At 61.4% G+C, this 12,623-nt stretch carries 10 protein-coding genes; 1 reads left to right on the top strand and 9 read right to left on the bottom strand.

The genetic code is table 11. The features are described from left to right. Positions 1–46: 46 nt before the first annotated feature. Positions 47–1,120, top strand: coding sequence for a TraB/GumN family protein (locus tag AC1DIJ_RS09075; protein ID WP_112385769.1), 1,074 nt, complete (start codon positions 47–49; stop codon positions 1,118–1,120). Between the two features lie 334 nt (positions 1,121–1,454). Here the strand turns inward: AC1DIJ_RS09075 and lpdA are convergent, their stop codons facing one another. The 9 genes from lpdA to mdh form a co-directional block, all read right to left on the bottom strand. Next, the gene (lpdA, locus tag AC1DIJ_RS09070; RefSeq protein WP_477831376.1) at positions 1,455–2,861 is read right to left on the bottom strand and encodes a dihydrolipoyl dehydrogenase; all 1,407 of its coding nucleotides are present in this window, start codon (positions 2,859–2,861) and stop codon (positions 1,455–1,457) included. A 43-nt stretch (positions 2,862–2,904) separates the two neighbouring features. Continuing rightward, positions 2,905–3,657, bottom strand: coding sequence for an SDR family oxidoreductase (locus AC1DIJ_RS09065; RefSeq protein ID WP_112385771.1), 753 nt, complete (start codon positions 3,655–3,657; stop codon positions 2,905–2,907). Continuing rightward, positions 3,654–4,163 (bottom strand): hypothetical protein, encoded by a 510-nt coding sequence (locus AC1DIJ_RS09060; protein WP_112385772.1) that lies wholly within the window; start codon positions 4,161–4,163, stop codon positions 3,654–3,656. The genes AC1DIJ_RS09065 and AC1DIJ_RS09060 overlap by 4 nt, the downstream gene beginning before the upstream one ends. After that, the gene (locus AC1DIJ_RS09055) at positions 4,160–4,906 is read right to left on the bottom strand and encodes a DUF4241 domain-containing protein (RefSeq protein ID WP_112385773.1); all 747 of its coding nucleotides are present in this window, start codon (positions 4,904–4,906) and stop codon (positions 4,160–4,162) included. Before AC1DIJ_RS09055 ends, AC1DIJ_RS09060 begins: the two co-directional genes overlap by 4 nt. 14 nt (positions 4,907–4,920) lie before the next feature. Continuing rightward, positions 4,921–6,162 carry a 2-oxoglutarate dehydrogenase complex dihydrolipoyllysine-residue succinyltransferase gene (gene odhB, locus AC1DIJ_RS09050; protein ID WP_112385774.1) on the bottom strand — a complete coding sequence of 414 codons (1,242 nt, stop codon included), beginning with the start codon at positions 6,160–6,162 and terminating at the stop codon, positions 4,921–4,923. Between the two features lie 52 nt (positions 6,163–6,214). Continuing rightward, on the bottom strand, positions 6,215–9,199 hold the full coding sequence (locus AC1DIJ_RS09045; RefSeq protein ID WP_112385775.1) for a 2-oxoglutarate dehydrogenase E1 component: 2,985 nt from the start codon (positions 9,197–9,199) through the stop codon (positions 6,215–6,217). Positions 9,200–9,365: 166 nt separating this feature from the next. Then, positions 9,366–10,268 carry a succinate--CoA ligase subunit alpha gene (gene sucD, locus AC1DIJ_RS09040; protein ID WP_112385776.1) on the bottom strand — a complete coding sequence of 301 codons (903 nt, stop codon included), beginning with the start codon at positions 10,266–10,268 and terminating at the stop codon, positions 9,366–9,368. 15 nt (positions 10,269–10,283) lie between these two features. After that, a complete protein-coding gene (gene sucC, locus AC1DIJ_RS09035; RefSeq protein WP_112385777.1) occupies positions 10,284–11,477 on the bottom strand; it encodes an ADP-forming succinate--CoA ligase subunit beta in 1,194 nt (397 codons plus the stop codon). Between the two features lie 40 nt (positions 11,478–11,517). Continuing rightward, positions 11,518–12,480 (bottom strand): malate dehydrogenase, encoded by a 963-nt coding sequence (gene mdh / locus AC1DIJ_RS09030; protein WP_112385778.1) that lies wholly within the window; start codon positions 12,478–12,480, stop codon positions 11,518–11,520. Positions 12,481–12,623 lie beyond the last annotated feature (143 nt).

The raw sequence follows: 12,623 nt of genomic DNA, 5'->3' as shown, positions 1-12,623 counted from the left end.
CGTAGAGCATGAGACTGATCAAGCACCGCGAGCGGAACCACCAATCATGACGATTTCCATCGGCCATCGCAGACTGCAGATCGCGCAGCCGGGCAACATCCTGCTCTGGCTGATCGCGGCCTTCCATATGCTGCTGGCCGCAGCCTTGCTCGCCGTTCTCTTCTCCGTTTCGCCCGCTGCCGCTGCCGATGACAGCTGCTCCGGCAAGGATCTGATGGCCGAGCTGAAGCAGAGCGACCCGGCCCGCTACGCCGAAGTCGTCAAGGAAGCCGACGCTGTTCCGAACGGCAAGGGCATCTTCTGGAAGATCGAAAAGCCGGGCCTGAAACCCTCCTGGCTGCTCGGCAGCATGCATGTCACCGATCCCCGCGTCCTGAACCTTCCTGATTACGCCCAGGCAGCGCATGACAGCGCCGATACGATCGTCATCGAATCCGACGAAATTCTTGACGAGAAGAAGGCCGCCGCCGCCCTCCTCGCCCGCCCTGATCTCACCATGTTCACCGACGGCACCACCATCGACAAGCTGCTGTCACCCGAAGACTATGCCCGTCTCGACGCTGGACTGAAGCAGCGCGGCATTCCGCTTTCAGCCGTATCGCGCATGCGCCCATGGATGATCGCCAGCGCCGTGGCGCTCCCCGCCTGCGAAATCGCCCGGAAGGCCAAGGGCGTGCAGTTCCTCGACCAGAAGATCGCCGCCGACGCGATCAAGCAGGGCAAGCAGGTCAAGGGCCTCGAAACCCTTGCCGAACAGCTGCAGGCGATGGCCGAGCTGCCGATGGAATTCCACCTGAAATCACTGATCGAAACGCTGGAACTCGGCCCGAAGATGAACGACGTCGTCGAAACCATGACCGACCTCTATCTCTCGGGCGATGTCGGCATGACCATCCCGATGCTGAAGACCGTATCTCCCGAAGAGGGTGGCGACGGCGACTACGCCGCCTTCGAACAGCGCATCATCCTCGACCGCAACAAGGTGATGGCCGACCGCGCCGCACCCATCCTCGCCAACGGCAACGTCTTCATGGCCGTCGGCGCCCTGCACCTGCCGGGCGATCAGGGCGTGATCCAGCTGCTGCGTAAGCAGGGCTTTACGGTTACTGCGGTGAATTGAGCCGGAAACTTTCCCGGCGCACCCCACATCGTCCCTCATTCCCGTGCCCACCACATGAATCCAGCCGCCGCGCGTCTGCGCGGCGAGAAGACTCCATGTCTGCAAAAGGTCGCGATGCGTCTGACGCGGAACCCCCTCATCCGGCCCTTCGGGCCACCTTCTCCCCGCTGGGGAGAAGGGAAAGTCGAGGATGCCTCTTGCGCGCTAACACCCCCTCTCCCCTCGGGGAGAGGGCAGGGTGAGGGGGCTCCGGGCTCAAGCTTTCAGGAATGCCGGGCGCAAAAAAGCCGCGGCCCTGTCGGACCGCGGCTTCTCTGGCAGTAGCTGACCAATCTTACATATGGATAGGCTTGAAGAAGGCCGCCAGCGCCGCTTCCTTCACGGCTTCCGACATCGTCGGATGCGCGTGGCAGGTGCGGCCGAGGTCTTCGGCTGAGCCGCCGAATTCCATCAGCACGGCGATCTCGTGGATCATTTCGCCAGCGCCGAAGCCGACGATGTGGCCGCCGAGGACGCGGTCGGTTTCCTTGTCGGACAGGATCTTCACGAAGCCGTCGGTCGCCAGCATCGCGCGGGCGCGGCCGTTGGCGGTGAACGGGAACTTGCCGGTCTTGTAGGCGATGCCTGCGGCCTTCAGCTCTTCCTCGGTCTTGCCGACGGAAGCGACTTCCGGCTGGGTGTAAACGACACTCGGGATGACGTCGTAATTCACATGGCCGTGCTGGCCGGCGAGGATTTCGGCGAGTGCAACGCCTTCGTCTTCAGCCTTGTGCGCCAGCATCGGACCCTTCACCACATCGCCGATCGCATAGATGCCTTCGACATTGGTCTTGAAGTGCCCATCGATTTCGACGCGGCCGCGGTTGTCGAGCTTTACGCCGGCTTCTTCGAGGCCGAGGCCAGCCGTGTAGGGAATGCGGCCGGTCGAGATCAGCACAACGTCGGCTTCAACGGTCTGCGCGTCGCCGCCCTTGACCGGCTCGAACGTAACCTTCGCGCCCTTGCCACCCTTCTCGACGCCGGTAACCTTGGCGCTAAGATTGATCTCGATGCCCTGTTTGCCGAGCATGCGCTGGAATTGCTTGGAAACATCGCCGTCCATCGCACCGAGAATCTTGTCGAGATATTCGATAACCGTGACCTTGGCGCCAAGGCGCGACCAGACCGAGCCGAGCTCGAGGCCGATGACGCCGCCGCCAACGACGATCATCGTCTCCGGCACCTTGTCGAGAGCAATCGCACCCGTCGAGGACACGATGATCTTCTCATCGATATCGACCTTGACGCCCGGAATGCCGGCAACGTCGGAGCCGGTAGCAATCACGATGTTCTTGCCTTCAAGTTCCTGCACCTTGCCGTCTTCGGCGGTGACGGAAACCTTGCCTGCCGAGACGATCTTGCCCGTGCCCTGGAAGGCATCGATCTTGTTCTTCTTGAACAGGAAGGCGACGCCATCGACATTCGACTTCACCGTCGCATCCTTGTGCGCCAGCATCTTTTCGAGATTGAGCTTCGGCRCCGCAACCTCGATACCTAGCGCATCCATGCCGTGGGCAGCCTGGTGGAACATCTCGGAAGCATGCAGCAGCGCCTTGGAGGGAATGCAGCCAACGTTCAGGCAGGTGCCGCCATAGGTCGCGCGCTTTTCGACGACCGCAACCTTCAGGCCGAGCTGAGCCGCCTTGATTGCCGCGACATAACCGCCAGGGCCGGTTCCGATAACGATCACATCGTAAGCCATTGTTCTTTTCCTTTTATTCGTTCGTTGGTCAGGAAATGGAAGCCTATCGCCCGCCGCTCACATTCATGATGGCGCCGGTCACATAGGATGAATTCGAAGACAGGAGATAAAGCACAGCATCCGCGACTTCCGCGGCCGTTCCCGGACGCTGCATCGGGATGGAAGAGGCCATGTCCCGGGCGCGGTCGGGCAGACCGCCGGATGCATGGATATCTGTATCGATGATACCGGGCCTGATCGCATTGACCCGGACGCCCTCGGTCGCGACTTCGCGCGCCAGACCAATCGTGAACGTATCGATCGCGGCTTTCGAGGCGGCATAATCGACATATTGCGACGGCGAGCCGATGATCACCGCCATCGACGAGATATTGACGATCGCCCCACCCTTGCCGCCATGCCGGGTCGACATCCGACGCACCGCTTCCGCAGCGCACAGGATGGAACCGGTGATGTTGATACGCATCATACGCTCGATGCGCTCGACGCTCATCTCATCGACACGCTGCGGCTGATCGACGATGCCAGCATTGTTGACCATGCCATCGAGACGGCCGAAATGCCGGTCGACGGCCTGAAACATGGCGGCGATATCAGCAGCATTTCCAACGTCGCCCTGAATGGCGATGGCATCGCCGCCCTTGCTTTTGATCTCGCTGACAACGCTTTCGGCAGCTGCAGCGTTGGCAGCATAATTGACGGCAACGCGCCATCCCTGGCTCGCCGCAAGCCTGCAGACGGCAGCGCCGATGCCGCGGCTTCCGCCGGTGACGAGGAGGACGGGTGCATCGCTCACTTCACGCACTCCTTGAAGGAGAAAACATCCCAGGGTGCAACGGCCTGCGTGCCCTCGCCGAGGATCGATGAATCGCGCAGCGCCGGACCGATCGCAGGCAACACGATGCTGGCAACGGCATTCGATTTTTCGCCGGGAAGGTTGTCGATCGCGCCCTTGTCGTCGACGCCATAGACCGGACCTTGCCAGATCGTGCAGGCATCGAGATCGGCGCCAGTGGCATCGCCTTCAGGGCAATTGAACATCACCATCCCGATTGTACGCGTCGGGTCTTCCGAGGGCATGACGTAACCGTCAAGCACGGCCTTGCTGTCCTTCACCGTCATCTTGAACTGATTGCTGGCAGCCGCCGCATCGGAATTCAGCGGCGAGAATTTCAGCTGATAGGTGCCGTCACGATCCACATAGACGGCGTTCGAGAGCGGGCAGTCTGCCGCTGCGGCAAAACCGGGCAGGATCAGGACAGACGCTGCAACGAGTGCTGCAAGGCTCGATCTCTTGCTCATTGCGCCACCGGCTCCTTCCGCCCATCGGAATTTTCGATCACATAGAAGTCCGTCAACATCACCAGCGGATGACCGTCGTCTGCGAGGCCCCAGAAAACCGGGTAAAAGCCATCGCCCCAACCGCTCCAGAAGATCGCTACATTGCCGGGCTTGCCTGCGACAGGCGAATGAAGCGCAAAGCGGCCGCCATTGGCATTCAGCTCAGGCGCGATGACGTCGTAATAATTCACATCCTCGTCCGGCTTTGCCGCTTGTTCCGTTTCCGCCCGCTCCTCAAGAAGCTTCAGCGTATCGGCATCCATGTAGGAACCGAGACCGGCATCGACAGGATAGCCGAGGATCTCGTCGTCCTTCAGCGCCGCCGGGTCCTGACCGGGGATCGCCGCCATCTCCCAGCGCGCCGGCTTGCCTTCGCCGAAGCGCATGCTGGCGGCGGCGACACGGCCGAAAGCCTGGTAGAGGGTCACAGGATAATTGCCCGGAGGGACGGTCCGGATGAACGCCGGCCGATCAGGCTGCGCCAGCGGATCGGCGGCGATGATATGTCCGGAGGTCAGCTGCACGTCGCCCATCTTGACGATGGTTATCTTGCGTTCGGCAAGTGCGGCGTCATCCAGCAAAACCAGGTCGAAATTGCTGCTCGCCTTGCTGATATCCCAGGCGGCAGCGAAAGCCGGAACCGGAAGATGCACTGCGGCTGCGCCCAAGAGCGCGAATGCCGCCTGCCTGATCCGGTTCCGCATCGGATTTGCTCCGCTTAGAGATCGAGAACCAGACGTTCCGGATCTTCCAGGCTTTCCTTGACGCGAACGAGGAAGGTGACTGCTTCCTTGCCGTCAACGATACGGTGATCGTAGGACAGCGCGAGATACATCATCGGACGGATGACGATCTGGCCGCCGACGACCACGGGACGGTCCTGGATCTTGTGCATGCCGAGGATACCCGACTGCGGAGCGTTCAGGATCGGCGAAGACATCAGCGAACCGTAGACGCCACCGTTGGTGATCGTGAACGTGCCACCCTGCATGTCAGCCATCGACAGCGAACCATCGCGGGCAGCCTTGGCAAGACGGCCGAGTTCCTTTTCGATCTCGGCGATCGACATCTGGTCCGCGTCACGGATGACGGGAACGACAAGACCCTTGTCCGTGCCGACAGCCATGCCGACGTGGCAGAAGTTCTTGTAGATGATGTCGGTGCCGTCGATCTCGGCGTTGACGGCCGGGAGTTCCTTCAGCGCGTGGGTCACGGCCTTGGTGAAGAAGCCCATGAACCCGAGCTTCACGCCATGCTTTTTTTCGAAGACGTCCTTGTACTTGGCGCGCAGATCCATGACCGCCTTCATATCCACCTCGTTATAGGTGGTCAGCATGGCAGCCGTGTTCTGGGCGTCCTTGAGGCGTTTGGCAATCGTCTGGCGCAAACGCGTCATCTTCACGCGCTCTTCGCGGCCGGCATCCTGAACGGTCGACGGCGCACGTGCAGCCACCGGAGCGGCGGCCGGTGCAGCCGCAGCCGGAGCGGAAATGCCCTTGGCGACGGCAGCGATCACATCGCCTTTCAGAACCTGACCGCGCTTGCCGGAACCATCGACCTGCTCGGCAGCGATGTTGTTTTCAGCGAGCATCTTGGCAGCAGCCGGTGCCGGCGGCATCGAGGACGGTGCAGCAGCGGCAGCCGGGGCTGCGGCAGCAACCGGCTCGGCAACCTTGGCCGGTGCAGCTGCGGCCGGAGCAGCAGCCGGGGCTGCTGCAGCAGCACCTGCGGCGATCTGGCCGAGCAGCGCGCCGAGGCCGACGGTCTCGCCGGCCTGGGCAACGATTTCGGACAGCGTGCCGGAGGCCGGCGCCGGGACTTCGATGGTCACCTTGTCGGTTTCAAGCTCGAGGATCGGCTCGTCCGCCTTGATGGCGTCGCCGACCTTCTTGAACCAGGTGCCGACTGTCGCCTCGCTGACGGATTCACCGAGAGTTGGAACGCGGATTTCTGTGGCCATGATTTTGGTTTCCGTTGATCAGTTTGTTTCGATCGTTGTTCGTTTCGTTGGATCAGCCGCCCAACGCATCCTCAAGGAATGCGGCGACCTGCGACAGGTGCTTGGACATCAGGCCCGTTGCCGGCGAAGCGGCGGCCGGGCGGCCCGTGTAGCGGACGCGCTGATATTTCGCATCGATATGGGCGAGAACCCATTCCAGATACGGGTCGATGAACGACCATGCACCCATGTTCTTCGGCTCTTCCTGGCACCAGACCATCTCGGCGTTCCGGAAGCGGCTGAGCTCGTTGATGAGCGCCTTGGCCGGGAACGGATAGAGCTGTTCGACACGCAGCAGGTAGACATCGTCGATGCCGCGCTTTTCGCGCTCTTCGAGCAGGTCGTAATAGACCTTGCCGGTGCAGAGCACGACGCGGCGGATCTTGGCATCCTTCTGCAGCTTGATCGGGCCGTCCTTGATGACTTCGGCATCGTCCCAGAGCAGACGGTGGAAGGAGGATTCACCCGCCATTTCGGCCAGCGTCGAGACCGCACGCTTGTGGCGCAGCAGCGACTTCGGCGTCATCAGCACGAGCGGCTTGCGGAAGTCGCGCTTCAGCTGACGGCGAAGGATGTGGAAGTAGTTCGACGGCGTCGTGACGTTGGCGACCTGCATGTTGTCTTCGGCGCAGAGCTGGAGGAAGCGCTCCAAGCGAGCCGAGGAGTGCTCCGGACCCTGGCCTTCATAGCCGTGCGGCAGAAGGCAGACGAGACCGGACATGCGCAGCCACTTGCGTTCGCCAGACGAGATGAACTGGTCGAAGACGACCTGCGCACCGTTGGCGAAGTCGCCGAACTGGGCTTCCCACAGGGTCAGCGCGTTCGGACGGGCCAGCGAATAACCATATTCGAAGCCGAGGACCGCCTCTTCCGAAAGCATCGAGTTGATGACTTCGTAACGGGCCTGGGTCGGCGACAGGTTGGCAAGCGGAATGTAGCGCTCTTCCGTTTCCTGATCGTAGAGAACCGAGTGACGCTGCGAGAAGGTGCCGCGTTCGCAATCCTGACCCGACAGGCGGATCTTGTGACCTTCCGTCACCAGCGAACCGAAAGCCAACGCTTCAGCCATCGCCCAGTCGATGTTTTCACCCGACTGAACCATGTTGGCGCGGTTTTCCATGAAGCGCTGGATCGTCCGGTGCGCATGGAAGCCCTCGGGAATCTCAGCCAGCTTGCGGCCGATTTCCTTCAGCTGCTTCATCGGAACGGCGGTCTTGCCGCGGCGCTGCTCATCGGCATTGTCAGCCGTGCGCAGGCCCGACCACTCGCCGTCCAGCCAATCGGCCTTGTTCGGCTTGTAGCTCTGGCCGGCCTCGAACTCCTGCTCGAGATGGGCGCGCCAGTCGGCCTTCATCTTCTCGACTTCGCCTTCGGTCAGAAGGCCTTCGCCAACGAGACGCTCGGCATAGATCTGCAGCACGGTCTTGTGGCCGCGGATGACCTTGTACATCTTTGGCTGCGTGAAGGACGGCTCGTCGCCTTCGTTGTGGCCGTAGCGGCGGTAGCAGAACATGTCGAGGACGACAGGCTTGTGGAACTTCATACGAAATTCCATGGCGATCTTGGCGGCGTAGACAACCGCTTCCGGATCGTCGCCGTTGACGTGCAGGATCGGCGCTTCGATCATCTTGGCGACGTCGGACGGATAGGGCGACGAACGCGAGAAGGCCGGGTTCGTGGTGAAGCCGATCTGGTTGTTGATGATGACGTGCATCGTACCGGCAACGCGGTGACCGCGCAGACCGGACAGGCCGAGGATTTCGGCAATGACGCCCTGACCGGCGAAGGCCGCGTCACCATGGATCAGCAGCGGCAGAACCTTGGCGCGCTCGGTCAACGGAATGGTGTCGCCGTCCCAGACGGTGGCACCCATATCCTGCTTGGCGCGGGCCTTGCCCATGACGACAGGGTCGACGATTTCGAGATGCGACGGGTTTGCCGTCAGCGAAACGTGGACCTTGTTGCCGTCGAATTCGCGGTCGGAGGAGGCACCGAGATGGTACTTCACGTCGCCCGAACCTTCGACTTCGTCAGGTGCGTAAGAACCGCCCTTGAACTCGTGGAAAATGGCGCGGTGCGGCTTTCCCATGACCTGCGACAGCACGTTCAGGCGGCCGCGATGGGCCATGCCGAACACGGCTTCCTTGAGGCCGAGATTGCCGCCGCGCTTCAGGATCTGCTCAAGCGCCGGGATCAGCGATTCACCGCCGTCGAGACCGAAACGCTTGGTGCCCTTGAACTTGACGTCGAGGAACTGCTCGTAGCCTTCGGCTTCGATGACCTTCTGCAGGATCGCCTTCTTGCCCTCGGGCGTGAAAGCCACACCCTTGTCCGGACCTTCAATGCGTTCCTGGATCCAGGACTTTTCTTCCGGGTTCGAGATATGCATGAACTCGACGCCGAGCGTCGAGCAATAGGTGCGCTCGAGGATCTCGATCATCTCGCGCAAAGTCGCGTATTCGAGGCCGAGAACGTTGTCGATGAAGATCTTGCGATCGTAATCGGCGGCGGTGAAGCCGTAGTTCTCTGGCGAAAGCTCGTGATAATCCTCGACCGGCGCGGCGATGCCGAGCGGATCGAGCTTGGCGTGCAGATGGCCGCGCATGCGGTAGGCACGGATCATCATGATGGCGCGGACGGAGTCGCGCGTCGCCTGGATGATGTCGGCACCATCGCTCGGCTTGCCCGATGCTTCGGCCTTCGCCTTGACCTTGGTCTCGATGACCTTCTCGACGATGCCCCAGTCGCCGTCCAGCGCCGAAACGAGATCGCCGCCGGCCGGGATCGGCCAGTGCTTCTTGCGCCAGGATGCACCCTTGGCTGCCTTCTTCACGTCGCTTGGATCATCGTCCAGCGCCTTGAAAAAGGCCTGCCACTGTTCGTCGACCGACGACGGATCTTCTTCATAACGGGCGTAGAGCTGCTCGATATAGGCAGCGTTGGCGCCATCCAGAAACGAAGTGATCTGAAACTGCTCGTTGGCTTCTTGCCGTGCCATGGTGTTACGCGGGCGCTTCTGCCCGCCTCCTGACTAAGATGAATTTGCCGGCCATCTCGCCGGCTGCCGCATTCCAATTTACCGCCTGTCCGCGGCACATCTGCATTCGAAAGTCAGCCGGGCGGCGGCGGCAGATGCGATCCGCCGCCCGGGTCTATATGTCGGTTCAGCCCTTGAGGACTTCAACCAGCGTCTTGCCGAGGCGAGCCGGGGAAGGCGACACCTTGATGCCAGCTGCTTCCATGGCAGCGATCTTCGATTCCGCATCGCCCTTGCCGCCGGAAACGACCGCACCGGCGTGGCCCATGGTGCGGCCCTTCGGAGCGGTACGGCCGGCGATGAAGCCTGCCATCGGCTTCTTGCGGCCCTTCTTGGCTTCGTCGATCAGGAACTGCGCTGCATCTTCTTCAGCAGCGCCGCCGATTTCGCCGATCATGATGATTGAGGTCGTGGCCGGATCGGCCAAGAACATCTCGAGCACGTCGATGAACTCGGTGCCCTTGACCGGGTCGCCGCCGATGCCGACAGCCGTCGTCTGGCCGAGGCCTTCGTTCGACGTCTGGAAGACGGCTTCGTAGGTCAGCGTGCCGGAGCGCGAAACGATACCGACCGAACCCTTGCGGAAGATCGAGCCCGGCATGATGCCGATCTTGCATTCTTCCGGCGTCAGGATACCCGGGCAATTCGGGCCGAGCAGGCGCGACTTGGACTTGTCGAGGCGAGCCTTGACACGGACCATGTCCATGACCGGGATGCCTTCGGTGATGCAGGTGATGAACGGGATCTCGGCGTCGATCGCCTCAATGATCGCGTCTGCTGCGCCTGCCGGCGGAACGTAGATGACCGATGCGTCAGCGCCGGTGCGTTCCTTGGCTTCGGCAACCGATGCGAAGATCGGCAGGCTTTCGCCCTTCGAGCCGGTCCAGGTTTCACCACCCTTCTTCGGGTGAATGCCGCCGACCATCTGCGTGCCGTAGTAGGCAAGCGCCTGTTCGGTGTGGAAGGTGCCGGTCTTGCCGGTCAGGCCCTGAACGAGAACCTTGGTATTCTTGTTGACGAGAATAGACATGTATAGGTCCTCAAATTAGGCGTTGATCGCCGCGACGATCTTCTTGGCCGCATCGTCAAGATCGTCAGCAGCCGTGATCGCGAGACCGGATTCGTTGAGGATCTTCTTGCCGAGTTCGACATTGGTGCCTTCGAGGCGAACGACGAGCGGAACCTTCAGACCGACTTCCTGCACGGCAGCGACGACGCCTTCAGCGATGACATCGCACTTCATGATGCCGCCGAAGATGTTGACGAGGATGCCTTCGACCTTGGGGTCGGCAGTGATGATCTTGAACGCAGCCGCGACCTTCTCCTTGCCGGCGCCACCGCCGACGTCGCAGAAGTTTGCCGGCTCTTTGCCGTAAAGCTTGATGATGTCCATCGTCGCCATGGCGAGGCCTGCGCCGTTGACCATGCAGCCGATATTGCCGTCGAGGGCAACGTAGGCGAGGTCCCACTTGGAGGCTTCGATTTCCTTGGCGTCTTCTTCGGTCTCGTCGCGCAGCGCCTTGACGTCGTCATGGCGGAACAGCGCGTTGCCGTCGAAGGACATCTTGGCGTCGAGAACGCGCAGATGACCGTCCTTCATGACGATCAGCGGGTTGACCTCGAGGAGCGCCATGTCCTTTTCGTTGAACGCCTTGTAGAGCGCCGGGAACAGCGACTTGGCATCTTCGGCGGCAGCGCCGTCGAGCTCCAGAGCCTTGGCAATGGCAGCAACATCGGCAGCGGTCACACCGGCTTCCGGGTTGATGGCGATCGTGTGGATCTTCTCAGGCGTGTCGTGGGCAACGGCTTCGATGTCCATGCCGCCTTCGGTCGAGACGACGAAGGCAACCTGACCGACCGAGCGGTCAACCAGCAGCGAGCAGTAGAGTTCGCGGGCAATGTCTGCGCCGTCTTCGATGTAGAGACGGTTGACCTGCTTGCCGGCTTCGCCCGTCTGCGCCGTTACCAGCGTGTTGCCGAGCATTTCCTTGGCGTGAGCGACGACCTCTTCGATCGACTTGGCGAGGCGAACGCCGCCCTTTGCGTCGGGGCCGAGTTCCTTGAACTTGCCCTTGCCGCGGCCGCCAGCATGGATCTGGCTCTTGACGACGTAGAGCGGGCCCGGAAGCGACTTTGCAGCCGCCTCGGCTTCCTCGACCTTGAGGATCGGCACGCCGCTTGCGACCGGCGCGCCATATCCCTTCAAGAGAGCCTTGGCCTGGTATTCATGAATATTCATGGATCTATTCCTGTTTGAATTGCGTGGGGGCGCGCGGGAATTACTTCAGCGCAGGCGCAATGTTGATGCAGGCTTCGCAAAGACCGGCGACAGCGGCAACCGACTTGTCGAAGGCTTCCTTTTCGGCCTTGTTGAGGTCGATCTCGATGACGCGCTCGACGCCACCGGCACCGATGACCGTGGGAACGCCGACATACATGTCCTTGACGCCGTACTGGCCGGTCAGCTGCGCTGCGCAAGGCAGAACGCGCTTCTTGTCCTTGAGGTAGGATTCAGCCATTTCGATCGCCGAAGCAGCCGGAGCATAGTAGGCCGAACCGGTCTTGAGCAGGCCGACGATTTCTGCGCCGCCATCACGGGTGCGCTGGATGATTTCTTCGAGGCGTTCCTTGGTGACCCAACCCATGGTGACGAGGTCGGTGAGCGGAATGCCGCCGACGGTCGAGTAGCGGGCGAGCGGCACCATCGTGTCGCCATGGCCGCCGAGAACGAAGGCGGTGACGTCCTGAACGGATACGTTGAATTCCTTCGAAAGGAACAGACGGAAGCGCGAGCTGTCCAGAACGCCGGCCATGCCGACGACCTTGTTGGCCGGGAGGCCGGAGAACTTCTGCAGGGCCCAGACCATCGCGTCGAGCGGGTTGGTGATGCAGATGACGAAAGCGTTCGGAGCATACTTCTTGATGCCGGCGCCGACCTGCTCCATGACCTTGAGGTTGATGCCGAGAAGATCGTCGCGGCTCATACCCGGCTTGCGGGCAACGCCTGCGGTGACGATGCAGACATCAGCACCTTCGATCGCGGAGTAATCGCTGGCACCCGTCAGGTTGACGTCGAAGCCTTCGACCGGGGACGACTGGGAAATATCGAGGCCCTTGCCCTGCGGGATACCGTCGGCAATGTCGAACAGAACGATATCGCCGAGTTCCTTGAGACCGGCGAGATGCGCCAGCGTGCCACCAATCATGCCAGAACCAATGAGTGCGATCTTATTACGCGCCATTTCGCTTTTCCTTTGCGAATATAATCGGTCGGGCGGCGCGCCGCGGCGTCGTCCAATGCCGCAATCGCATAGACCTAAAGCCCAAAAATGGCAATGTGTTATTTTTGGTGTAGCGTTTTCAATCGTTTAGATGACAAAATTCT

Source organism: Rhizobium sp. 10N427 (assembly GCF_056394605.1).
Note: the sequence above shows the minus strand (reverse complement) of the source record. Positions and strands in the feature narration are given on the sequence as shown.

Excerpts from the sequence above, each read along its gene's own strand:
- AC1DIJ_RS09045 (WP_112385775.1), bottom strand. The coding sequence starts at position 9,199 with ATGGCACGGCAAGAAGCCAACGAGCAGTTTCAGATCACTTCGTTTCTG.
- odhB (WP_112385774.1), bottom strand. The coding sequence starts at position 6,162 with ATGGCCACAGAAATCCGCGTTCCAACTCTCGGTGAATCCGTCAGCGAG.
- sucC (WP_112385777.1), bottom strand. The coding sequence starts at position 11,477 with ATGAATATTCATGAATACCAGGCCAAGGCTCTCTTGAAGGGATATGGC.
- mdh (WP_112385778.1), bottom strand. The coding sequence starts at position 12,480 with ATGGCGCGTAATAAGATCGCACTCATTGGTTCTGGCATGATTGGTGGC.
- AC1DIJ_RS09060 (WP_112385772.1), bottom strand. The coding sequence starts at position 4,163 with ATGAGCAAGAGATCGAGCCTTGCAGCACTCGTTGCAGCGTCTGTCCTG.
- AC1DIJ_RS09075 (WP_112385769.1), top strand. The coding sequence starts at position 47 with ATGACGATTTCCATCGGCCATCGCAGACTGCAGATCGCGCAGCCGGGC.
- AC1DIJ_RS09055 (WP_112385773.1), bottom strand. The coding sequence starts at position 4,906 with ATGCGGAACCGGATCAGGCAGGCGGCATTCGCGCTCTTGGGCGCAGCC.
- sucD (WP_112385776.1), bottom strand. The coding sequence starts at position 10,268 with ATGTCTATTCTCGTCAACAAGAATACCAAGGTTCTCGTTCAGGGCCTG.